Source organism: Pseudonocardia zijingensis, assembly GCF_042657305.1.
GTDB classification, from domain to species: Bacteria; Actinomycetota; Actinomycetes; order Mycobacteriales; family Pseudonocardiaceae; genus Pseudonocardia; species Pseudonocardia zijingensis.
Window position 1 is genome coordinate 1 of sequence record NZ_JBHSKO010000018.1, and the last position, 22,038, is coordinate 22,038.

23 protein-coding genes are annotated in these 22,038 nt (G+C 71.9%); 14 read left to right on the forward strand and 9 right to left on the reverse strand.

Going from position 1 to position 22,038, the window contains the following annotated elements; genetic code table 11:
* The 4 genes from ACFPL3_RS28175 to ACFPL3_RS28190 form a co-directional block, all read left to right on the forward strand.
* Positions 1 to 135 (forward strand): arginine deiminase family protein (locus ACFPL3_RS28175; protein WP_379589748.1); only part of this gene is annotated, 135 nt, incomplete at its 5' end.
* A 16-nt stretch (positions 136 to 151) separates the two neighbouring features.
* A complete protein-coding gene (locus ACFPL3_RS28180; RefSeq protein WP_343944647.1) occupies positions 152 to 562 on the forward strand; it encodes a hypothetical protein in 411 nt (136 codons plus the stop codon).
* Between the two features lie 3 nt (positions 563 to 565).
* A complete protein-coding gene (locus ACFPL3_RS28185) occupies positions 566 to 1,465 on the forward strand; it encodes a YhjD/YihY/BrkB family envelope integrity protein (protein WP_343944646.1) in 900 nt (299 codons plus the stop codon).
* 56 nt (positions 1,466 to 1,521) lie between these two features.
* Positions 1,522 to 2,694 (forward strand): FAD-dependent monooxygenase, encoded by a 1,173-nt coding sequence (locus tag ACFPL3_RS28190; RefSeq protein WP_343944645.1) that lies wholly within the window; start codon positions 1,522 to 1,524, stop codon positions 2,692 to 2,694.
* A gap of 1,036 nt (positions 2,695 to 3,730) precedes the next feature.
* Here ACFPL3_RS28190 and ACFPL3_RS28195 read toward each other — a convergent pair.
* Both ACFPL3_RS28195 and ACFPL3_RS28200 read right to left on the reverse strand, forming a co-directional pair.
* Positions 3,731 to 3,892, reverse strand: a complete 162-nt coding sequence (locus ACFPL3_RS28195) for a hypothetical protein (RefSeq protein WP_343944644.1) — start codon at positions 3,890 to 3,892, stop codon at positions 3,731 to 3,733.
* Positions 3,889 to 4,116 (reverse strand): hypothetical protein, encoded by a 228-nt coding sequence (locus tag ACFPL3_RS28200; RefSeq protein ID WP_379589733.1) that lies wholly within the window; start codon positions 4,114 to 4,116, stop codon positions 3,889 to 3,891. The genes ACFPL3_RS28195 and ACFPL3_RS28200 overlap by 4 nt, the downstream gene beginning before the upstream one ends.
* Before the next feature lie 158 nt (positions 4,117 to 4,274).
* On the opposite strand from ACFPL3_RS28200, the gene ACFPL3_RS28205 reads away from it, so the two are divergent.
* A complete protein-coding gene (locus ACFPL3_RS28205; RefSeq protein ID WP_343944642.1) occupies positions 4,275 to 5,681 on the forward strand; it encodes a hypothetical protein in 1,407 nt (468 codons plus the stop codon).
* Complete coding sequence (locus tag ACFPL3_RS28210; RefSeq protein WP_379589749.1) at positions 5,681 to 6,163, forward strand: hypothetical protein; 483 nt, start codon at positions 5,681 to 5,683, stop codon at positions 6,161 to 6,163. Before ACFPL3_RS28205 ends, ACFPL3_RS28210 begins: the two co-directional genes overlap by 1 nt.
* 16 nt (positions 6,164 to 6,179) lie before the next feature.
* Here ACFPL3_RS28210 and ACFPL3_RS28215 read toward each other — a convergent pair whose 3' ends face one another.
* Positions 6,180 to 6,977, reverse strand: a complete 798-nt coding sequence (locus ACFPL3_RS28215) for a transposase family protein (protein WP_343944640.1) — start codon at positions 6,975 to 6,977, stop codon at positions 6,180 to 6,182.
* Positions 6,978 to 7,094: 117 nt separating this feature from the next.
* Positions 7,095 to 7,760, reverse strand: a complete 666-nt coding sequence (locus tag ACFPL3_RS28220) for a class I SAM-dependent methyltransferase (RefSeq protein ID WP_343944639.1) — start codon at positions 7,758 to 7,760, stop codon at positions 7,095 to 7,097.
* A 262-nt stretch (positions 7,761 to 8,022) separates the two neighbouring features.
* On the opposite strand from ACFPL3_RS28220, the gene ACFPL3_RS28225 reads away from it, so the two are divergent.
* Positions 8,023 to 8,478 (forward strand): hypothetical protein, encoded by a 456-nt coding sequence (locus ACFPL3_RS28225; RefSeq protein WP_343944638.1) that lies wholly within the window; start codon positions 8,023 to 8,025, stop codon positions 8,476 to 8,478.
* Between the two features lie 372 nt (positions 8,479 to 8,850).
* On the opposite strand, the gene ACFPL3_RS28230 is transcribed toward ACFPL3_RS28225, so the two are convergent.
* The 5 genes from ACFPL3_RS28230 to ACFPL3_RS28250 all read right to left on the reverse strand — a co-directional run bounded on the left by ACFPL3_RS28230 (position 8,851) and on the right by ACFPL3_RS28250 (position 13,839).
* Positions 8,851 to 9,390, reverse strand: a complete 540-nt coding sequence (locus ACFPL3_RS28230) for a tyrosine-type recombinase/integrase (RefSeq protein ID WP_379589750.1) — start codon at positions 9,388 to 9,390, stop codon at positions 8,851 to 8,853.
* A 243-nt stretch (positions 9,391 to 9,633) separates the two neighbouring features.
* Positions 9,634 to 11,109: an MFS transporter gene (locus ACFPL3_RS28235; protein ID WP_343944637.1), complete on the reverse strand. Its 1,476-nt coding sequence runs from the start codon at positions 11,107 to 11,109 to the stop codon at positions 9,634 to 9,636.
* A complete protein-coding gene (locus ACFPL3_RS28240; RefSeq protein WP_343944636.1) occupies positions 11,106 to 12,506 on the reverse strand; it encodes a sensor histidine kinase in 1,401 nt (466 codons plus the stop codon). The genes ACFPL3_RS28235 and ACFPL3_RS28240 overlap by 4 nt, the downstream gene beginning before the upstream one ends.
* Positions 12,503 to 13,204 (reverse strand): response regulator transcription factor, encoded by a 702-nt coding sequence (locus tag ACFPL3_RS28245; protein ID WP_343944649.1) that lies wholly within the window; start codon positions 13,202 to 13,204, stop codon positions 12,503 to 12,505. The genes ACFPL3_RS28240 and ACFPL3_RS28245 overlap by 4 nt, the downstream gene beginning before the upstream one ends.
* Positions 13,201 to 13,839 (reverse strand): TetR/AcrR family transcriptional regulator C-terminal domain-containing protein, encoded by a 639-nt coding sequence (locus tag ACFPL3_RS28250; protein WP_343944635.1) that lies wholly within the window; start codon positions 13,837 to 13,839, stop codon positions 13,201 to 13,203. The genes ACFPL3_RS28245 and ACFPL3_RS28250 overlap by 4 nt, the downstream gene beginning before the upstream one ends.
* A gap of 122 nt (positions 13,840 to 13,961) precedes the next feature.
* Here ACFPL3_RS28250 and ACFPL3_RS28255 point away from each other — a divergent pair, with 122 nt between their 5' ends.
* From ACFPL3_RS28255 to ACFPL3_RS28285, 7 genes are all read left to right on the forward strand, one after another.
* On the forward strand, positions 13,962 to 14,888 hold the full coding sequence (locus ACFPL3_RS28255) for an ABC transporter permease (RefSeq protein ID WP_343944634.1): 927 nt from the start codon (positions 13,962 to 13,964) through the stop codon (positions 14,886 to 14,888).
* Position 14,889: 1 nt separating this feature from the next.
* Positions 14,890 to 15,771, forward strand: a complete 882-nt coding sequence (locus ACFPL3_RS28260; RefSeq protein ID WP_343944633.1) for an ABC transporter permease — start codon at positions 14,890 to 14,892, stop codon at positions 15,769 to 15,771.
* 71 nt (positions 15,772 to 15,842) lie between these two features.
* Positions 15,843 to 17,399: an ABC transporter substrate-binding protein gene (locus ACFPL3_RS28265; protein ID WP_343944632.1), complete on the forward strand. Its 1,557-nt coding sequence runs from the start codon at positions 15,843 to 15,845 to the stop codon at positions 17,397 to 17,399.
* A gap of 31 nt (positions 17,400 to 17,430) precedes the next feature.
* Complete coding sequence (locus ACFPL3_RS28270) at positions 17,431 to 18,450, forward strand: ABC transporter ATP-binding protein (RefSeq protein ID WP_343944648.1); 1,020 nt, start codon at positions 17,431 to 17,433, stop codon at positions 18,448 to 18,450.
* Entirely contained in the window at positions 18,425 to 19,450 is a 1,026-nt protein-coding gene (locus tag ACFPL3_RS28275; protein ID WP_343944631.1) for an ABC transporter ATP-binding protein, read from the forward strand. Before ACFPL3_RS28270 ends, ACFPL3_RS28275 begins: the two co-directional genes overlap by 26 nt.
* A gap of 26 nt (positions 19,451 to 19,476) precedes the next feature.
* Positions 19,477 to 20,517, forward strand: coding sequence for a LacI family DNA-binding transcriptional regulator (locus tag ACFPL3_RS28280; protein ID WP_343944630.1), 1,041 nt, complete (start codon positions 19,477 to 19,479; stop codon positions 20,515 to 20,517).
* 62 nt (positions 20,518 to 20,579) lie between these two features.
* Positions 20,580 to 21,959: an FAD-dependent oxidoreductase gene (locus tag ACFPL3_RS28285; protein ID WP_379589734.1), complete on the forward strand. Its 1,380-nt coding sequence runs from the start codon at positions 20,580 to 20,582 to the stop codon at positions 21,957 to 21,959.
* The last annotated feature ends 79 nt before the right edge of the window (positions 21,960 to 22,038 follow it).

The following is a 22,038-nucleotide window of genomic DNA, read 5'->3' on the forward strand; positions in this document are numbered from 1 at the left end:
AACACCTACACCAACTCGTTGCTGCGCAAGGCCGGCATCGAGGTCATCACGATCGTCGGTGCCGAGCTCGGCCGCGGCCGCGGCGGCGGCCACTGCATGACCTGCCCCCTGCAACGCGATGCTGTCGACTACTGAAAGGCGCGGTGTCCCGATGACCGACCCACAACCCGGCAAGGCACCCTCCGAACCCGGCCCGGCCGAGGAGCAGGACGGCCACCGCGCCGTGCCGACCCGGCTGCGCGAGAAGGGCACTGCCGCCACGAAGAAGGTCCAGTCCGGTGTCACGCACGCCCGCGAGGTCGCCTCCGAGAAGGCGCCCGCGGTGAAGGAGGCGCTGCGCGAGAAGCGCGCCGCCGCGACCGAGAGCGTCCACGCCAGGGCCACCCACGCGCGGGAGTTCGCCGCGGAGAAGGCCCCCGCGGTGAAGACGGCGGCGCAGGAGCACCGCGGGCTCGTGATCGGTGCGATCGCGACGGTGCTGGGCTGGCTGCTGCTGCGCCGTCTCCGGGGGCGCAGGCGGCGGACGCGCGAGGCCGCCGACACGGATGAGGCCCGCCCATAGCCCGTGAGCCGCTCCTCGCCCGCGGCATCCCTCCAGGCGGTCGTCACGGAGCTGCGCGTCCGTCACGACTGGTTCGACCACCTGGTGCGCGCGGGCGCTCGGTACCACGAGCGGCGCGGCAACCACTTCGCCGCCGCGATCACTTTCTTCAGCATCCTCAACGTGGTCCCGCTGCTGATGATCGCCTACGCGACGGCCGGGTACGTGCTCGTCCTCAACCCCGCGCTGCTCGCCGCCCTCGACGCGGCCCTCGCCCGCGCCGTGCCGCCCGAGCTGTCCGACACCGTCGACCCGGTCGTCGACGCCGCGATCGAGCAGCGCAACACGGTCGCAGGCCTGGGTCTGCTCGCCGCCCTGTGGGCCGGCACCTGGTGGATGTTCAACCTGCGCGAAGCGGTCTCCGCGCAGTGGGCGATACCGCCGCGCAGTGCGGTGTCGCTGTGGCGGCTGCTCTCCGACGTCGCCGCGCTGGCCGGCCTGTGGTTCGCCGTGATCGGCTCGCTCGCGATCAGCGCCGTCGGCACGAGCCTGGGGGAGACCGTCCTCTGGGCGCTCGGGTGGCCGGCCGCGGACTGGTCGCAGTTCACCCGCGGGGGCCTGGCTCTGCTGCTGAGCCTCGCCGCCGACTGGCTGATCCTCTTCTGGGTGCTCACCCGCCTGCCGCGGACGCGGCGGCGCATCCACGGCGCCGGGCGGGCGGCGCTGCTCGGCGCGATCGGTCTCGAGGTGCTGAAGCAGGGGCTGGCGATCTACCTGAGCCGGATCACCGGTTCCCCGGGCGGGACGATCTTCGGCACGGTGTTCGGGCTGCTGGTGTTCGCCTACCTCGTCTCCCGGTTCGTCCTCTTCATGACGGCCTGGGCCGCCACGGCGCGGGAGAACTGGTGCGGTTTGACGCCTTAACAAAGTTCAGGCAGGCTGATCACGGCATTGAACTTAGTTAAGGCCGGGGAGGACCCATGCAGAAGAGGGCGTTGGTGGTGGGGCTCGGGATCGCGGGCATGTCCGCGGCGATCGGGCTCCGCCGGGCGGGGTGGACGCCCGTGATCGTCGAACGGGCGCCGGAGCGCCGGACGGGGGGCTACTTCATCTTCCTGTTCCCGGAGGGCCGACAGGCCGCGGCCGACCTGGGCATCACCGACCACCTGCACACCCGCAACCCCGAGTGGGAGCCGGGCGGGATCACGTGGACCCTGGGCCGGCGGGGCAAGCGGAAGCCGACACTGGGCTTCCTGGACCAGCCCGGCCCGGCGGCGGTGCTGCGCGGCGACATCGAGGCCGCGCTGTGGCAGAGCATCACCGGCGTCGAGGTGCGGTTCGCGACCACGCCGGTCGAGATCGTCGAGGGCGCCGACGACGTGCAGGTCGTGCTCGAGGACGCCACCGGTGTGCGGCACCGCGAGAGCTTCGACCTGGTGGTCGGCGCGGACGGGTTGCGCTCTACGGTGCGGCGCATGGCGTTCGGCCCGGACGAGGACTACCTGACGAACTGGAACGCCATCGTCTGCGCCTTCCAGCTGCCGGAGCACGTGCCCTCCTACGAGCCCAGCCACACCGTCGTCTCCGTGCGCGCCGAGCGGGCCGTGTGGGTGTTCGGGTTCGCCGACCACCCGCCCACCACGCTGCTGACCTACCGCACCGAGGACATCCCCGCGCAGTTCACCGGGTCGCGGATCGAGCGGCTGCGCTCGGTGTTCGCCGAGATGGACGACCCCGTCGTCCGCCACGTCCTGGACTCCCTCGAGCACACCCCCGACCACCTGTTCGACTCCGTGCACCAGGTGAAGATGCCGCGGTGGAGCACGCGCCGCGTCGTGCTGATCGGCGATGCGGCGTGGTGCATGACCACCTACTCCGGCATGGGCGCCTCGTCCGCCATGCGCGGTGGCGCCGCCCTCGGCGCCGCCCTGCAGGAGCACCCCGACGACCTCGGCGCCGCCCTCGACGCCTGGGAAGCCGGCCTACGCCCCTTCATCACCGAGCAGCAGGACTCCGCGCGGGTCAAGCAGCAGAGGTTCGTGCCGTCCAACCGCGTGACCGAGGTGCTGCGCTCGGTCGTCCTCGATGTGGCCCGGAGGATCATCCACCGAAGGCGGGCGGCGGAGCCGGCCGCATCGCCGGTCCCGGCGTAGGCGAGCGCGGCCTCTCCGGGGGCCAGCGGGTTCCGCGGAACCCGCCGACTGGTGAGCGGCGTGGCGCCGTGAACCGAGACGGCCACCGCGTGATCTCGACGAGTACCGACCAAGGAACTCACCGAAAGGGATCACGACGATGGCCGCACCGCACCACATCGAGCCCGCCGAGCCGTTGAGCAGAACCTGCACGGCGCGTCGCCGGATCTACTCCGGCAGATGCTCGGCGCGTTCGCGAACGGGTTCCGCGGAACCTCCCGGGGTGCTGCGGCGGGTGCGCCGTTCCCGGTGTGGGGGCACGCCGGTTCGCGACCGACGGTCCTGTGGGCGGCAACTCGACTGGCTGTGGTGCCGTTCCGGGGCCGGTGAGATCCGGGATCATGGCCTCCCGGGAGCTGGTGGGTTCCGCGGAACCCGCCGGACCTCGCCCGCGGTGGGCGTCCTCGGCAGGCTGGGCGCCGCACACGTCGGGTCGGGACGGCACACAGCGCCCGGCATGTGTGCGGACCGGCGTGGGTGTGTGCGGTGCCATCGCGTTCCGCGGAACGCCGGTGGTGGCGTTCCGCACCGCTCGGGTGGGTGTTGCTGATCGGCCTCCCGGGAGCCGGCGGGTTCCGCGGAACCTCCCGGGGGTGCTGCGGCGGGCGCGCCGTTCCCGGCGGCCGGGCGGCCCGACAGCGAGAGACCCGCGCCGCTGCATCCCCGTTGATCGCCTACTCGTGGTGATCACTGATTCGCGGAGGATGACACCGCCATGTCCACAGACGATCACGCTCGTCGGGAGCTCGCGCCCGCCGAGCCGCGCACCGTCACGGCCTCACCATCAGCAAGTCCAACGGCCAGTACGTGATCCTCGATCAGCGTCTGAATGCAGTTGTTGCCGCTGGTCGGGTGGCATTGGTGCCTGTGCGGTGGCCACCAGACGTGATACTGCCGCGAGGACACCGGCGGATGCGGGCACGAGATGTTCGTCCCCCCGCTCGTGCGAGGGCGCTGCCGACCCCAACTCAGGGGTTCGCCGCCCCGTCATCGTGATCTACCGCGCGCGGTGCCGCCCGCGCCGCCCCGGCCGAACGGTTCCGCGCCCGCGCAGCTCCACCGACGAGCGGCGCAACGGCGGAGGGCGGCGCAGCATGTAGCCGACGCCCACCCCGAGCGTGAACGCGCCGACCGCCATGGCGGCCGTGACCGCGGTCACCGTTCTGGGCGATGGTGCAACTTGCGGGCGTTGTCCGCGACCCGCCGCAGCAGGCACGGCCACGGCAGATGTGGGGTTCCGGTTCCGGGGATGCCGCACGCGATGCACCGGCCGCGTGCGTCGGGCACGTGTTCGCGCACGAGCACGGCCACGACGTCGGGCATGGCGGCGAGGGCGACCGCGAGTTCGGACGGCGTGGAGTTCACAGTGGTCAGCGTCGGCATGAGCACGCGCAGCCCGGAGGGCAACGCGCAGGGCAAGCCGGGGCAGCCGGGGGCATCTTCCAACGGCGGGGGCAACCGGGGGCAGCCTCGCTCGCGGCCCCCTGAATCGTCCCGTGCCGGACTACGATCGCCCGGTCGGGAGCCCGGGAGGGGCGCGCGTGCGCGAGCACAACGCCTCTCTACGCGCTGCCCGCAAGCGGGTCCCATCGCGTGTGACGCCCGGTGAGTACATGACCCGCGCCGAACTCGCCGACGCGGTGAACGCGTGGTTGTGGATGAACACGGGCCGACGGTTCGAACTCGACGACCACCTGATCGGCAAATGGGAACGCGGCGTCGTCCGCTACCCCATCCGGGAGTATCGCGCCGCGCTTCGAGCCGTGCTCGCCGTGGACACCGACGACGAACTGGGGTTCCGCCCGCCCGGAACCCGGGAGGTCGACACCGTCGCCGGTGAGGCCATGCCCGCACTCGGCCCGTGGGCGCGGGGCACCATCGTCGCTGAGGCGTCGGCGGCTGCGGAGTGGGACTTGATCAATCGGCGGAAGGCTCTGCGAGGAGCGGCAACGGTCGTCGGCGCGAGCCTGGTCGGTCCCATGAGCGGATGGCTCGAACCACTCGCTGACGCCCCGCTGCCGTCCCGGTCGGGCGCGTTCGCGCTCACCGAGGTGCAGGCACTGGAGCATCTGGTGGCCACCTTCCGCGAGTGGCGTTCCACCGGTGGAGGACTCGGCCGAACCGCAGTCCTCGGGCAACTCAGCGACGTGACCGAGCGCCTTCGCGACGCGCCCGCCGAAGGGCTCACCGACCGTGTGTTCCTCGTGGCCGCCGAACTCGCCAAGATCGCCGCGTCCATGGCTTTCGACGGAGGGGCCCATCGGATCGCACAGCAGCACTACGTGACCTCGGCCCGTCTGGCGAAGGCGGGCGGCAACCCCTCGTTCGGAGCGGTCGCGCTCGCCGCGCTGGCCCGCCAATCGTTCGATCTCGGCGTTCCCGAGGACGGCCTCGCCGTCGTGCAACTCGCCCAGCGCGGAACCCGCGCGACGGCGACACCGCGCCTCAGCGCGATGCTCGCCACCCGCGAGGCGTGGGGGCACGCGCAACTCGGTGACGTCCGCCGCTTCCGCACGGCCGTCGAAACCGCCGAGGACGCCCACGCGACCAGCGACCCAGCGAGCGAGCCGCAATGGATGCGCGGTTTCGACACCGCCGAGCTGGTCGGCACGATCGGGGCGCGCTACCGCGACCTCGCCCGCCACGACCGACGTTACGCCCGACAAGCGGTCGCGTACCTCGGGCGCGCCCTCGAACGCCGCGACCCGACCCGCACGCGCAACCGGGCCTTCGATCTCGTGTCGCTCAGCCGCGCCCATCTCCTCATCGGAGAACCGGACCAGGCCGCCGCCACGGTGCGCGAGGCCCTGCCACATCTCGACCCGCACCGGCCCGGCCGCCTCGGCCGCAAACTCGCCGAATGGCACCGCGAGGCCACCCCGTTCGCGACCGTTGCGGCGGTCGCGGACGTGCGAGAACAGACACGCATAACCCTTGGGAGCGACTGATCGTGCGGATCGGGATCACCGGACACTCGAACCTCGCGCGCGAATCGGTGCCGCTCGTGGCGGCCGAGCTGCGCAAGGTACTTTCCGAGTACGCGACCCCACTCATAGGGGTGAGCTGCCTCGCACGGGGTGCGGACCAGGTCTTCGCGAGGGTCGTCCTCGAACTTGGCGGTGACCTGGAGGTTGTTCTCCCGGCCGCCGACTACCGGGAGCGGAAGGTCAAGCCGGACAACCGCACCGAATTCGAGGAGCTGCTCGGGCGGGCCGCCAGTGTGCGCGTGCTGCCGTTCGACACCTCGAACCGGGACGCTTACGCCGCCGCCAACGAGGATGTGCTCGGGGGCGTGGATGCGCTGATCGGAGTGTGGGACGGCGCGCCCCCAGACGGAAAGGGCGGCACCGGCGACACGGTGCAGGCGGCCCGCACGCGGGGGGTGCCGGTCGTCGTTGTGTGGCCCGACGGCGCCCAACGCTCGCAGTGAGCCTTTGCCAACCTGATCATGCGCTGGCGATCATGAGGGTCTGAACTGCGGCGATGAGCCGGTGAGCGGTGTTCGGGCTGGAGCGGATCTTCCGCAGGACCCGCCAGTTCTTCAGCTCGGCGTTGGCCCGCTCGCCGGGTCCACGGCGGCGGGCGTGGGCGGTGTTGACGTCCTTCTGGTTCCGGGACAGGCGCCGGTAGCGGCCGGTGCCCAGATCCTTCCGACGGCGCCGCTGCGGAACCGCGACCGTCGGCCCGGCGCCCTGATAGGCGGTGTCGGCCGCCGCGGGGATCTCGTGGGTGGCCAGCGCGTCGATGATCCCGTGCTCACGGGCAGCGCCCATGTCATGTCTCGCGCCGGGCAGCGGCGGCGAGATCCACACCAGCCGGCCGATCGGGTCGGCGACGACTTGCACGTTCAGCCCGTGGGCCTTGTGCTTGCCGGAGTAGAAGGCCCGGTCACAGCCCGATGTCATGCCTACCCGGTCGATGCGCAGCAGGGTGCCGTCGAGGATCACGAACGCCTTGCGGCGGGCGACCTCGATCCCCTGGGCCAGGGTGGGAGCCATCGCGGCGAGCAGTTCGAGCGCCTCACGGATGTACCGGTACACCGTCGAGGTCCCGATGCGGAAGCCGCAGGCCAGGTCGGCGTAGGTCTCGCCCTTACGCAGGTGCGCGACCACGAGCAGCGCCTGCCGGCCGGGCGAGAGCTTCCGCCACCGGGTTCGGCGCTGGTTGCGCTGCGCTCGCAGCGCATCGGAGAGCACGCCGAGGGCGCGGCTGGACACGGTCATCCCGGACGGGTAGGACAGCACGTTGAAGCTCCTGGTGGGACGTGTTGATCTAGGCAATCGCCCGTCTACCAGGAGATTCACCTATTCGAGGTCACGCCACGCTGCACACCGCTGACTGCCCGCCCAGGTCAGCAAAATTCATTCGTTACTTCTGGCGTCATGGCGCGCCAGCAGGTATCCGGCGGGGGGCTTGCCTGGCGCCGGAGCAACGATTCGCAGGCGTCCGAGCTCAGCGAAGTCGTGCTCGCGCAGTCGGTCGGCGAGCGCGTCGAGGGTCCACAGATACGCCGGTGAGGCTCTGTGGTCGTACGGGACCCAACCGTTGGCGTCTGCGGTGTCGGTGATCTGCACACCGATCAGCAGGGGTCCGCCCGGCTCTACCACTCGGGCGAACTCGGTCAGGACGCCCGGAAGCAGGTCCGGCGGCGTGTGGATCAACGAGAAGTGCGCCAGGATGCCCGCGATCGACTCGTCCCCTGCGTCGAGATGGAGCATAGAACCGACCTCGTAGCGCAGGTCCGGACGATACCGGCGGGCGATCGCGACCATGGCCGGTGACAGATCGATCCCGTAAGCCCGGATACCGGCTCGATCCAGGTGATCGGTCCACTGTCCGGGACCGCAACCCGCATCGACCACAGCACCCATCGACCCACCGGCGCGGACGAGGTCGGCGAAGGTGTTGATCATCCCTGCTGACAGCGCATCGATGACTTGGTCGCCCTGTCGCACCATGTCGTCGTACAACTCGGCGACCTCGTCGTAGTCTCGGCGGGTCCGATCCAACGCTTCGTTCTCACTCACCCGCCGGACTCTAGGGAACAGGTCGGACGTAGGAGTGTCGGACACTCCAACCGCGAAGGCGACGCGATCGATCCGTCCGCCCAGGACGGTGGGCACCACCTTTACCACCGCCCCCACCAAGCTGTCCACGACGGCCGCAGCGCTGTTCCCAGGTTCTGTCAGGGCCTACTGCCAGGCTGGCACCTGGTCAGGTGAGGTCGTCGCCCGGCACGCACTGCAACGACGCGCCGTGGCCATGGCGTCGTACCGCAGAGGATGATCAATGAGCCAACCGCACCGCCGCTTCGGCCGTACCCGTCGCTTCTCACGCACTGGCGTGTACCACACCAGGGAGAACGAGTGGGTTGCGTTCTACCTGCCGCCCAATGGCTACGGAGGCCGAGAGCATCCGCCACGTGCAACCCGCGCAGAGGCCGAAGCCGATCTGCAGAAGGAATATCAGTACTGGCACGACCTCATCGCCCAGGTGGAGGCGAACCCGAACCGCTACGTCGTGATCGACGGTACGTGTTACGGAATCGGCCCGGAAGAGGGAGTTCAGTTGCTCCGTAACAGCCCGAAACGGTGGCGAGGTTTCGAAGGGCGCGAATTCCGCATCCGCCGACAGGATGGAACAGAGGTTGTGATTCACAACCTCTGGCTGATCGGACTTGTCCCCGCCGAGGTACGGCATCGCCTTCCGGACAACGCGCGTTGGGTACCTCGATACGGCCGGTGATATAGCCAGGCGACGGCCACACCGTGGACGACATGACACCGGAGCAGTCCCATAACGTCGCACTGCCTGACAACGACACCGACCACGTACGCGCCGACTACCAACTCATTGCACGCGCGCTACCACTCGGACCTTTTGCATGTGTCGGATACGAAGGCAGAACATTCGCCGTGATCGACGGACCACATCACTACAAAGCGAGCATGACCACCGAACATGTTTCAGTAGCATTGCGCGAGGAACGATAAGAATGGTGGCGGCCACCGAGGCCCGCCAACGGCCATCGTCACGGAGGGTGGCGGGTGCCCCCGACACGCCGGGGCCGACACGCTCGAACTTTGACGAGAAGGGGCGCTTCACCTGCGCTCTGAGCTACGTTCCGGCAATGGCGACGACCGGGGCGGGCGTCGGGATCTGCACCGCCCGCAGCGCGGCCGACAGCTCGTCGGTGGTCACGTCGGGCATGTAGATGCGGGTCGTGTTGAGGCTCTTGTGGCCCATGAACGCCTGCAACGTGCGCAGATCGATCCCGGACCTCACGAGCCGGTGTGCGCAGGCGTGGCGCAGGTCGTGGAACGTGGGGCGGCCCGCCTTGAAGGCCGTCACCTTGGCGACCTGGTAGGCCCAAAAGGTCCCGAGCGCGCGCGTCGACATCACCGCCTCACTGGGTCGGCGGACCACGAAATCCATCTCCCCCGCGCCCTGACGCAGCTTCGCCGCCCGCAACGCCGCGGTCGTGCGGTCCGACAGCGGACCGATTCGGCGTTCCTTCTCCTTGGGGTAGGCGCGGATCGAGCCGTCCGGTTCGAGGACGTCGGCGATGGTGGCCACCTTCGTCTTCCAGTCGATGCGGTGCCGGCGCAGCCCGCACACCTCGGCCTCGCGCAGGCCGGAGTCGTGGGCCAGCAGGATCGCGGGCTAGAACCAGTCCGGCATGTGATCGAGGCTCGACCCCTTCAACTCCAGCGCCCCGGTGCTGGAGTTGTCCGTGACGCTAGTGAGACTCGCCAGACAGGTCCCGGCACCACCCCGGGGAACTGTGGATCTTGTGGGAGATTTCCAATCCCACGTTCCCCGTACTGTGCCTCTGACCTGCGGTTTTGCCTCTGCTAGTGCGTTCCGCGGAACGCACCCGACCCGGGCATCGAGGTTCGGCTACCTCTGCGTCGTCGCCTCGGCAGGTCGCGGCGCGGGCACGGGGCCGACGCCCGCTGCCGTCGGGCGCTTCCGCAGCGTGCGGGTCAGGCCGACGGCGAGCGCGGTGGCGGTCGCCAGGATGCAGGCCGCGAGGCCGATGTAGCCGTGCACGCCCGCCGCGGAGTTGACGGCCGTGCCGTCGACGATCACCTGGGTGGAGGCGAGCACGGCCGCGCCCACGAACGTCATGAGCACCGTGCCGAGCGCGCCCACGATCGTGACCAGGCTGGAGACCCCGCCCTGGCGGTCGGCGGGCGCGAGGGTGCCTGCGAGGTTGAAACCGGTGGTCAGCAGCGCGCCCATCGTGCACTGCAGCAGGAAGGCGCAGGCGATCGCGGCGGGCAGCCAGGACGCCCCGGCGAGCATCCCGGCGGCGCCTGCGGTGCCGACGGTCGTGGCGGCGGCCAGGGTGGCGGCCGGTCCGATCCGGGTGGCGAGCCAGCCCGACAGTACGCCGCCGACGACGATCCCGACGGCCGGGATCCCGAACAGCAGGCCCAGCATGCCCTGGGCGTCGAGCCCGTAGCCGAGCCCCTGCTCCGGCGAGATCTGGGCGATGAGGCTGAGCAGCTGGTCCATGCTCTGCGTGGCGCCCGTGGCGATCACGATGACGAGCAGCGTGAGAAGGAGGGGGCGCCCGAGACCGCTGATGTCGATCACCGGCTCGGCGATCCGGAGGGAGTGCAGGTACCAGCACACCAGCGCGATCAGGCCGGCGGCGAGGAGGGTGAACGGGACCGTGCCGAACCAGCCGATCTCCGGTCCCGTGCTGATGTAGCCGAGCACCATGGCGAGGCCGGCGCCGAGCAGGACGGCGCCGCCGACGTCGAGCCGGCCCGGGGTCCTGCGTGTCGACTCGGGGACGACGGCGCGGACGGTGACGGCGGCGACGGCGCCGAGCACCGCGGCCGTCACGAAGACGACGCGGAAGCCGTACGCGGCCGCCAGCGGCTCGAGGACGAAGGCGGCGCCGAAGTTGACCACCGCGGAGCCGGTGGTGACGACCCCGACCGCGGGCATCGCGATCCGCGGTTCGCAGATCTCCCGGACGATCGCGGCCGAGAGGAAGATCGATGCCATGACGGCGCCCTGGGCCATGCGCCCGAGGACGAAGACCCAGAGGTTCGGGGCCAGCAGGCAGACGACGGAACCGGCGCAGCCGACGAGCAACGTGATCACGAGCATCCGGCGCTTGCCGTGGATGTCGGCGGCGCGGCCCAGCAGGGGCGCCCACATCGCACCGGCCAGCATGGCGCCTGCGCTGATCCAGGCGGCCTGATCGGTCTGGAAGTGCTCGAGCATCTGGGGGAGGAAGAGCAACGGCGCCACTGCGACGGAGTCCGCCATCAGGTTCCCGATGAGGAGGGCGGCGATCTGCGCGGCGAGGCGCGGGTTCCACCGTGCGTGCCGGGTGGTGTTCGACGTGGTGTTCACGCAACCACGGTGTCGGGCGCGGGTGAATCGTGATCATGATGCGGGTCGGAATCCGGTAAGAGCCGGGCCGCACCGATCGTGATCCCGATCGAGGCGCCGCCGCCGGGCCGGTTGCGGGCGAACGCGGTGCCGTCGTGCGCCTCGGCGATGTCGGCGACGATCGCCAGGCCGAGTCCCGAGCCGGGCAGCGACCGGGCGGTAGCCGCGCGGTAGAACCGGTCGAAGACCCGCTCGGCGTCGTCGGCCGCGAGTCCGGGCCCGCGGTCCGCGACCGTGATCGTGCCGCGGCGCACGACGACGTCGATCGTGCCGGTGCCGCTGGTGTCGAACTTGGCCGCGTTCTCCAGCAGGTTCCCGACCGCCCGCTCCAGCGCCTGGCGCCGCCCGCGCACCCGGGTGCCGTCGGAGTCGACGACGATCGCCCGCCCGGTCCGCCGCCGGGTCCGCTCGGCGGCGGCCCGGACGACCTCGGTGAGGTCGACGTCGTCGTCCTCCTCGTCGGTGCGCCGGGCCAGCGCGAGGGTGATCAGCTCCTCGACCAGGTGGGACAGCTCGCGGGTCTCGCCATCGACGTCGGCGAGCAGCCGCCCCCGCGCCTGCGGGTCGAGCCGGTCGAGGTGGCGCAGCACGCCGGCGTTGGTGCGCAGGCTCGTGAGCGGGGTGCGCAGCTCGTGCGCCGCGTCCTGGATCAGACGCTCCTGCGCCTCCCGCGATTCCGCGAGCCGGCGCAGCATCGTGTTGAACGACGAGGACAGGCGGGCCACCTCGTCGCGCCCGTCCACCGGGACCGCGTGGGCGCCCGGCCCGGCCGTGCTGACCTCCTCGGCGATCGTGGCGAGGCGGACCAGCCGCCGGGTGATCCGGCCCGCGAGCAGCCACCCGACCCCGGCCGCGACGAACGTGACGAGCAGGGCGAGCAGGGTGATCTGCTTCGCGAGCCCGCTCAGCACCTGGCGGGACAGGTTGACGTCGACCGCGACCTGCAGCGCGCCGCGCCCCTCGCCCAGCGCGGTGGTCAGCACGCGGTAGGCGGCGCCGTAGTCCTCGTTCCCGATGGCCAGCTCGGTGGTGCTGGTCGCGCCCCGCTCGGGACTGGAGGCCAACGCGTGGTCCGTGTCGAGGACTGGGAGCGTCCTCGTCCGGCTGCCGAGCGGCGTGACGGTGCCGTCGGGGGCGATGCGCTGGGCGACCAGGCGCTGGTCGCCGAGCCCTGACGACGGTGCCTGCAGCACGTCCCCGTAGCCGTCGACGATCGCGGCCGCGGCGGTCTGCAGGGTGTGGTCCACCTCGCCGGTGACCCGCTCGACCGCCGCGTAGAACGCGAGCACCCCGACCGCGGCGGCGACGGCGGCGGCGACCGTCGCGAATGCGAGCGACAGGCGGGTCCCGAGGTTCACGGCCTGCGCATCGTGTAGCCGACGCCGCGCACCGTGTGGATCACGGGCGGCGCACCCGCGGCGGCCAGCTTGCGCCGCAGGTATCCGATGTAGACGGCCAGGTTCTTCGAGTCGGGGCCGAAGTCGTAGCCCCAGATCCGCTCGTAGACGCGCGTGTGGTCGAGCACGACGCCCGCGTTGCGCATGAGCAGTTCGAGCAGGTCGAACTCGGTCCTGGTGAGGATCAGCTCGGTGGCCGCCCACCAGGCGCGCCGGGCCGCCGGATTCAGCCGCAGGTCGCCGACCGACAGCGGCGGCTCGCGGTCCGTCCCGTCGTCCACCGGGGCGGCCCGGCGCAGGAGCGCCCGCAGGCGGGCCAGGAGTTCGTCCAGTTCGAAGGGTTTGGCCAGGTAGTCGTCGGCGCCCGCGTCGAGGCCGGCCACGCGGTCCGGCGTCTCGACCCGCGCCGTGAGCATCAGCACCGGCACCCGGCTGCCGTCCGCGCGCAGCACCCGGCACACCCCGAGCCCGTCCAGGCCGGGCATCAGCACGTCCAGGACGAGCACGTCGAAGGCCTCCCGGCGCACACGGGTCAGCGCCTGCACGCCGTCGTCGACCCCGACGACCCGGTACCCCTCGAGCTCCAGCGCACGTCCCAGCGATTCGCGGATCGCGCGGTCGTCGTCGGCGACGAGCACGGTGTGGGCCACGGCCCTCAGCGCTCCAGTCCGGCGGCGAGCCCGTCGAGAACGATGCCGAGGTGGCGTTCGAACCGCGCGTCGCCGTCGTCACGCAGGTGCCCGGCCTCCTTGACCAGCTCGACGCCCTCGCCCAGCCAGGCGTCGCGCCCTTCGAGCGCGTACCGCGGCGGCTCGGTGTCGTCGGGCCGGCTGCGGTCCTGTTCCTCGATGACGAAGCCGACGACGAACGCCGTGACCAGGTCGAGGGCGTCGTCCGCGCCGGAGAGCGGGAACCCGGCCTCGGTGAGGCGGGCGAGCCAGGGCTCCTTCGCCCGCACCACGTCGGGTTCGGAGACGCGCGTGCCGCTGAACACGCGCGCGCCGTCGCGGTGGCGCAGGTACTCCGTGCGCAGGATGCGGGCGTAGGCGGCGAGGGCGTCGCGCCAGCCCACGGTCGGCGGCACCGTGGACAGCGCCTCGACGACCCGGCGCATCACGACCGTGGCCATCTCGTCGAGCAGCATCTGCTTGTTGCGGACGTGCCAGTACAACGCCGGTGCCTGCACGTCGAGCCGGGCCGCGAGCGCGCGGACGGTGATGCCCTCCATGCCCTTCTCGTCGAGCAGTTCGAGTGCCGCTTCCACGATCCGGTTGCGCGTGATCCCCTTCGCCACGACAGTTACCTTAACAAAGTTCAGGAAGCGCCACGGGCGCCCCGGCGCGCTTGACATCGGCGGCTGCGCTGATGGAGGGTGAGGAAGCAGACGCACTAATGCGTATTACTTGGAGGTCAGGGTTGACCGAGTTCCTCGTCCGGCGGGTCGCCCAGGCGGCGTTCGTCGTCTGGGGCGCCTTGACGATCACGTTCGTGATCGTGCGGTTGGTGCCAGGTGATCCGGCCGCGATGATGCTCGGGCCGTTCTCCGACGAGGCGCAGCGCGCGGCTCTGCGCGGCGAACTGGGCCTCGACGATTCCGTGCTCGTGCAGTACGGGCACTACCTGCTGGACGCCGTGCAGGGTGACTTCGGGGAGTCGTTCCGGCTGGGCGGCAGCTCGATGGACGCGGTGCTCGCGGCGGTGCCGGCCACAGCCGTGCTCGCGGTGGCCGCCATGATCGTGACCACGCTGCTGAGCCTGCCGATGGGCATCGCCGCGGCGCGCCATCCGAACGGCCCGATCGACCGGCTGGTCTCGGCGGCGTCGATGGTGGGGCAGGCGCTGCCCCAGTTCTGGGTCGGGATCATGCTGATCCTGGTCTTCGCCGGAGGGTTGGGTCTGTTCCCCACCTCCGGTGCGGGTTCCCTGCGCAGCCTCGTGCTGCCCTCGGCCGCGCTCGCCCTGCCCTACGTCGGGTGGCTCGCGCGACTCGTGCGCGCCGGGGTGCTCGACGAGCTCGGCGCGGATTACGTGCGCACGGCGCGCTCGAAGGGCATCGCCGAGCGGGCCGTCTTCTACGCGCACGTGCTGCGCAACGCGCTGGTGCCGGTCGTCACCGCGGGCGCTCTCGTGCTCGGGGTCTTCCTCGGCGGGGCGGTGATCATCGAGGTGGTCTTCGCCTGGCCGGGTGTCGGGAAGCTCCTCATCGACTCGATCTCCTACCGCGACTACGCCGTGGTGCAAGCGGCCGTCGTGCTCATCGCGGTCAGCTACGCCGTGCTCAACCTCGCCGTCGACCTCGTCTACGGCTACCTCGACCCCCGCATCCGCGTCGGAGGAAGCTGACATGGCCGACTTGCAGGCCGCCCCCGCCGGCGTCGCGCGCCCCCGCCCCCGCCGCCCCGGCGGTGGCGTCACGTTCTGGGTCGCGGCGGGCTTCACCGCCCTCTACCTGCTCGTCGCGCTCTTCGGGCCGCTGGTGGTGCCCTATGACGGGATCGCCACGAGCATCCCCGACCGGCTGCTCCCGCCGCTGTCCACCACGAGCACCGGAACGACCGCATGGCTGGGCACCGACCAGGTCGGGCGGGATCTGTTCGCCCAGGTCGTGCAGGGTGCGCGGGTGTCGCTGCTCGTCGCGGCCGGCACGATCCTCGTGGGCGGTGGCGCCGGGCTGCTGCTGGGGATGGTCGCGGGTTACTTCGGCGGCGCGGTCGACAGCGTGATCATGCGGCTCGGCGACATCCAGCTCGCCTTCCCCGGCATCCTGCTCGCGATCCTGCTCGCCGCGGTGCTCGGGCCGAGCCTGCTGAACGTGATCATCGTGCTCGCCGTGCTGCGGTGGGTGATCTTCGCCCGGCTCGTGCGCGGATCCACGCTCGCGACGCGCGGACGCGAGTTCGTCGACTCGGCGCGGGTGCTCGGGGTGGGCACACCCCGGATCCTGCGCCGCTACATCCTCCCCGCGGTGCTGACGCCGTTCGTCGTCACCGCAACCGTCCAGGTCGGGCTGATGATCGTCGCGGAGGCGTCGCTCAGCTTCCTCGGCCTCGGCGTCCCACCGGACACCGCATCGTGGGGGACGACCATCGCGAACGGCCGCGAGTACCTGACGACGGCCTGGTGGATCGCCACGCTCCCCGGCGCCGTGCTCGCGCTGGTCGTGCTCGCGCTCGGGATCCTCGGCGACCAGATGCGCGACCGGCTCGACCCCAAGCTCCGCTCCTGACCACCACCCCACCGGCAACACCGCGTTCCCGGGGACACCGCCGCCCCCGCCGTCTGAGGAGAACCACCTGCATGCACCCCCCAGCTGCCCCCGCCGTCCGCCGCCGCGACTTCCTGCGCTGGACCGGGATCACCGCCGTCGGCCTCGGCGCGCTGGGCCTGCCCGGCTGCTCGGTCCTGTCCGGCGGTGACTCCGCGTCCGGCGGGCGGGGCGGATCCGGTGTGCTGACCGTCGCCACGCAGCGCTCGCTCGACAACCTCGACCCGCACGGGCCGTTCGCGGCCACCGAGCAGATCCGCCTGTTCGGCCAGCAGGTATTCGACACCCTGGTGGCCCGCGAGGGCGGTCAGCTCGTCCCCGCTGTGGCGACGAGCTGGGAGAACCCGGAGCCGACCGTCTGGCGGTTCACGCTGCGCGAGGACGTGACGTGGCACGACGGGAGCCCGCTCACCGCCGAGGACGCCGCCTACTCGGTGCGGCGGCAGGCCGAGGCCGACTCGCCGCTGTCGAACCTGTGGTCCGCGCTCTCCGAGGTCACCACCGACGGCCCGGCGACGCTCGTCGTGCGCACGGAGCAGCCGCTGGGCACGGTGCTCGCGAACCTGTCACTGCTGCGGCTGTTGCCCGCGGGCAAGGCCGACGCGCCGGACTTCTTCCGCTCGCCGATCGGCAGCGGTCCGTTCCGGGTCACCTCGTTCGTGCCCGGTGATCACCTCGAGCTCGCGGCCCACACCACCTACTGGAACGGCGCGCCGGCGGCGGGTGGGCTGCTGCTGCGCAGCATCCCCGAGGTGACGACGCGGATCACCGCCCTGGAGTCGGGGGAGGTGCAGCTCACGTGGCCGTTGCCGTCCGACCAGATCGCCCGGCTGCGCCAGAACGGCGACCTCAGGCTCTACGACTCGCCCAGCTACCAGCACTGGTTCAACTGGTTCAACTGCAGCCGCGCCCCGTTCACCGATCCCCGGGTGCGCCAGGCGATGTGGCACGCGATCGACGCCGAGAGCCTCGTCGCGAACGTCTTCCCGGAGACGGCGGCGGTGGCGCAGGCCCCGATCACCTCGGCGGTGTTCGGGTTCGCCGCGCAGCGGCCCTACGCCTACGACCCGCAGCGCGCCCGCGATCTGCTCGCCGAGGCCGGACTCGCCGGCGGGTTCCGCACGAGCCTCATCTGGAACCGCACCCAGGCGCCCCAGATCCGGCAGGTGGCCGAGACGTTCGTCTCCTCGTGGCGGGAGATCGGCGTCGAGGTCGTGCCCCAGGAGCTGGAGGAGGCGCAGTGGCTGGAACGCCTGCTCGCCCTGGACTGGGACATGGACCTGCAGACCAACGTCACCGCCACCGGCGACGCCGACTACACGCTCGGGCGCCTCTACACCTCGGCGGCGAACCGGCTGGGCTACGCCAACCCGGAGCTGGACACGGTGCTGGCCGGAGCCCGCTCCTCGGTGGACCAGGCCGAACGCGAGCGGCTCTACGGACGGGCCTGCCAGATCCTCTGGGAGGACGCGGTCGGCATCTGGCCCATCGAGATGCGGATGAACTTCGCGACGACCACCGACGTCACCGGGTTCGAGCCCACGCCGCACGAGGCACCCGAGCTGCGGACGGTGAACCGTGCCGTCTGAGCGGTCGTCCGGGCGCGCGGCGGGCACGGCGATGCTCCCCGCGGACTCCGCTCCGTCGGCCGACCTGCTCGCGGTGGAGGACCTGACCGTCGAGTTCCGGTCCGCCGACGGGGACGTGCGGGTGGTCGACGGCGTCTCGCTGCGGGTCGGGGAGGGCGAGACCCTCGCCGTGCTGGGTGAGTCCGGCAGCGGCAAGTCGGTCTCCTCGCTCGCGGTGCTCGGTCTGCTGCCCCGGCCGGCCGGACGGGTCGTGGGCGGCTCGATCCGGTTCCGCGGGACCGAGCTGACCGCGGTGGACGAGCGCGTGTTGCGGGAGCTGCGCGGCGAGCGGATGGCGATGATCTTCCAGGATCCGCAGACCGCGCTGAACCCCGTCATGACGGTGGGCGCGCAGATCGGCGAGGCCGCGCGGCGGCGCAGGGGCCTGTCGCGGCGGGCCGCGCGGGAGAAGGCGATCGAGATGATGCGCCTGGTCCGCATCCCGGACGCCGAGCGACGCGTCGACGACTACCCGCACCAGTTCTCCGGCGGTATGCGCCAGCGCGTCGTGATCGCGATGGCGTTGGCGCTCGATCCGGAACTGGTGATCGCCGACGAGCCGACGACGGCGCTCGACGTCACCGTGCAGCAGCAGATCATGTCGTTGCTGGGGGAGCTGCAGCGCAGCCGCGGGGTCGGCCTGGTCCTCATCTCGCACGACCTCGGGGTCGTGGCCGGCGCGGCGGACCGGGTCGTCGTGATGTACGCCGGGCGGGTCGTGGAGTCCGGGCCGCTGCGCCCGGTCTACGACCGTCCCGCCCACCCGTACACGGTCGGCTTGATGCGCTCGGTCCCGGAGACCGACGGTGCCGAGCCGCTGGTCCCCATCCCGGGTTCGCCGCCGAGCCCGGGGCGGCTCCCCGACGGCTGCGCGTTCCACCCGCGCTGCGCCATGGCCACCGACCGGTGCCGGGTGGAGGTCCCGGTGCTGCGCCCGGTCGAGGACGGCAGGGCGAGTGCCTGCCACTACGCGGAGGAGGTGCAGCGTGACGGGGTCCCCGCAGCCGGCTGAGGTGCCGCTGCTCGAGGTGGACGACCTGCGCACGGCGTTCCCGATCCGCTCCGGCATCCTGCACCGGCGGACCGGCGAGGTGCAGGCGGTGGCCGGGGTCAGCCTCGAGGTGGGGCCGGGGGAGACGCTCGGTCTGGTCGGCGAGTCCGGTTGCGGGAAGTCGACGCTCGCGCGGACGCTCGTGGGACTCGTTCCGGCGTCCGGCGGGTCGGTGCGGTTCGACGGCCGCGACGTGCTCGGGCTGCGCGGGGCGCAGCGGCGGGCGTTCCGCCGTGACGTGCAGATGATCTTCCAGGACCCGTTCGCCTCGCTGAACCCGCGCATGACGGTGGGGGAGCTGGTCACCGAGGCGTGGGAGGTGCACCCGGGGCTGGTCGCGCCCGGCGACCGCGAGGCCGAGCTGTACCGCCTGCTGAACCAGGTGGGCCTCGACCCGGGTGCGGCGGGTCGCTACCCGCACCAGTTCTCGGGCGGTCAGCGCCAGCGCATCAGCATCGCGCGGGCGCTCGCGGTGCGCCCGCGGCTGCTCGTCTGCGACGAGGCGGTGTCCGCGCTCGACGTGTCGATCCAGGGGCAGATCCTCAACCTCCTCACGCGGTTGCAGGCCGAGCTGGGGGTCTCCTACCTGTTCATCTCCCACGACCTGGCGGTGATCCGACACATCTCCGACCGGGTGGCAGTGATGTACCTCGGGCGGATCGTGGAGTCCGGCACGCGGGCGCAGGTGTTCGGCAACCCGTCGCACCCCTACACGCAGGCGTTGCTGTCGGCCGCGCCGGTCGTGAAGCCGTGGGAGCACGAGGGGCGGGTGGTGCTGCCGCTGGAGGGCGATCTCCCCTCGCCCGCCGACCCACCGAGCGGGTGCCGGTTCCGCACGCGATGCCCGATCGCGACCGCCCGGTGCGCCGAGGAGGAGCCCGAACTGGTGGTCCACGGTGATCACGAGACCGCGTGCCACTTCGCCGGGAACGCGGCGCAGGTCCTGCAGGGGGCCGGGTGAGCGGCAGGCGTGCGCGGACCGGACGGGTGCGCCAGTCGGACATCGCCCGGCTCGCCGGGGTCTCCCAGACCACGGTGTCGCTGGTGCTCAACGGTGCGCCCGAGAGCGCGGCCATCCCCGAAGCCACCCGGGAGCGCGTGCTGGCGGCCGCCCGGGAGCTGTCCTACGTGGCCGACCCCGCCGCGCTCAGCCTCGCCAAGGGCAACAACCGGCTGATCGGCGTGCACACGTTCATGGCGACGTTCCCGGTCGGTGCCTCCAACACCTACTACCCCTACCTCGCCGGGGTCGAGGAGGAGACCGCGAGGCAGGGGTACGACCTGCTGCTCTTCACCGGGTCGGCCGCCGAGCCGAACGACGGTCCCGTCGAGCTGCCGCGGCTGCGGATGGCCGACGGCGCCCTGCTCGTCGGGCGGCGCTTCGCGTTGATGGGCGTCGAGGCGCTGCTCGACTCGGGCTTCCCCCTCGTCTACGTCGGCCGGCACGACGAGCTCGGCGAGCGGCTGCCCTACATCGGTGCCGACTACGTCGGTGCCACGGCCGAGCTCGTCCGCAGGCTGCACGGGCTCGGCCACCGCAGGTTCGTCTACGTGCGGGAGCACGACGACGCGATCGCGTCCGCCGACCGGGAGCGCGGCTACCGGGAGGGTGCCGCGGCGGCCGGACTGGCGCCGGACGACGCGACTGTCGTGCGCACCGACGGCTCCGACATCACGGCCGGGACCGTGGCCCGCTGGCTCGCCGACGGCCGCACGGCCCTCATCGTGGAGGGCGGCACCGACGCGCTCGCCGCCGCTCTCGCGGTCCAGCGTGCCGCCGCCGACGCCGGCCTTGCGTTTCCCCGAGACCTCTCGCTCGCGCTGGCCGGCGAGCGCGTGGGCCACGAGTGCGGCGCCCCGGTCCTCACCGGGTTCACCGTGCCCCGGCTGGAGATGGGCCGCCAGGCCGTCCGGCTGCTGGTCGACCTCATCACCGGCACCCCCGTGCCGTCCGGCGCGCGGCAGCGCCTGCTCGCCTGCAGCCCGCTCGACGGCGAGACGGCGGGACCGCCGCCCGGCCACACCTGATCCGCCGGCGGGACCACCGCCGGCCGAACCGCACACGCCCGACCGAGAGGCAGAGGATGACCTTGCAATACACGACGGATCTGCACACCGCGTCCGAGAGCGACGTGCTGGTGGTGGGAGGAGGACCGGCGGGGATCGGCGCCGCCGTCGCCGCCGCCCGCGCGGGTGCCCGGACCGTCCTCGTGGAGCGCTACGGGTCCCTCGGCGGCAACCTCACCGCCGGCCTGGTGGGCCCGTGCATGACCTCGTTCTCGCTCGACGGCCGCACCCAGCTCATCCGGGGCGTGTTCGACGAGTTCGTCCGCCGCATGGAGGCCATGGGCCAGGCGCTGCACCCGAGCCGCACGCACGCGGCGGACGCCTACGCAGGCTTCATCGAGTACGGCCACGACAAGGTCACCCCGTTCGAGCCGGAGGCCGCCAAGACCGTCGCGATGCAGATGTGCCTGGAGGCGGGTGTCGAGCTCGCCCTCCACTCGTTCGTCTGCGACTCGCTCGTGATCGACGGGCGGGTCGAGGGCGTCGTCACCGCGGAGAAGGACGGCCTGCGCGCGCGGAAGGCCGCGGTGGTCGTCGACTGCTCCGCCGACGGTGACGTCGCCGCGCGCGCCGGGGCCGCGACGGAGTTCGGCCGCGAGTCCGACGGCCTGGTCCAGCCGATGACCCTGTTCTTCCGGATCGCCGGGATCGACGACGAGGAGGTGGAGCGCTACGTGCGCTCCCACCCCGAGGACTTCCGGCCGTTCGCCTCGATCGTCGCGAAGGCCCGCGCGGAGGGCCGGTTCCCGGCCCCACGCATGGGCGTGGGGATGTACAAGACGCTGCGCCCGGGCGTGTGGCGGATCAACACCACCCGCATCCTCGGCAAGGACGCCACGCGCTCGGCCGACCTGACCGCGGCCGAGATCGAGGGCCGGGACCAGGTGCTGAAGCTGGTCGAGTTCTTCCGTGCGGAGCTCCCGGGGTTCGGTGACTGCGAGCTGCTCGACACCGCCGCGACCATCGGGGTGCGCGAGTCCCGCCGCGTGGTCGGCGAGTACGTGCTCACGCTGGAGGACCTCCAGACCGGCGTGCACTTCGACGACGTGATCGCGATGTGCGCCTACCCGGTCGACATCCACGACCCGGCGGGGAGCGGGGGCGGCTCCGACGAGAAGTGGGGCACGGCCAACGCCTACGAGATCCCCTACCGCAGCCTCGTGCCGCGTGACCTCGAGGGCCTGCTGGTGGCCGGCCGGTGCGCGTCGGCGACCCACGAGGCGATGGCCGCGATCCGGGTGATGCCCCCCGCGTTCGCGATGGGGCAGGCGGCCGGGACGGCAGCGGCGCTCGCCGTGGCCGGCGGCATCGCCCCTCGGGACGTGGACGTCGACTCGCTGCAGGAGCGGCTGCTGGCCGACGGTGCCTACCTCGGGGAACGGGTGGTCGTCGGCGCCGCCTGACCGCGCGGACGAAGAGGCCCTCCGGGCGGCTGGACGTCGAGGTGCCGACGACGGCGACCGCCCCGATCCTGCTGGGCGA

Excerpts from the sequence above, each read along its gene's own strand:
- ACFPL3_RS28200 (WP_379589733.1), bottom strand. The coding sequence starts at position 4,116 with ATGCCGACGCTGACCACTGTGAACTCCACGCCGTCCGAACTCGCGGTC.
- ACFPL3_RS28225 (WP_343944638.1), top strand. The coding sequence starts at position 8,023 with ATGAGCCAACCGCACCGCCGCTTCGGCCGTACCCGTCGCTTCTCACGC.
- ACFPL3_RS28180 (WP_343944647.1), top strand. The coding sequence starts at position 152 with ATGACCGACCCACAACCCGGCAAGGCACCCTCCGAACCCGGCCCGGCC.
- ACFPL3_RS28190 (WP_343944645.1), top strand. The coding sequence starts at position 1,522 with ATGCAGAAGAGGGCGTTGGTGGTGGGGCTCGGGATCGCGGGCATGTCC.
- ACFPL3_RS28265 (WP_343944632.1), top strand. The coding sequence starts at position 15,843 with ATGCACCCCCCAGCTGCCCCCGCCGTCCGCCGCCGCGACTTCCTGCGC.
- ACFPL3_RS28270 (WP_343944648.1), top strand. The coding sequence starts at position 17,431 with ATGCTCCCCGCGGACTCCGCTCCGTCGGCCGACCTGCTCGCGGTGGAG.
- ACFPL3_RS28260 (WP_343944633.1), top strand. The coding sequence starts at position 14,890 with ATGGCCGACTTGCAGGCCGCCCCCGCCGGCGTCGCGCGCCCCCGCCCC.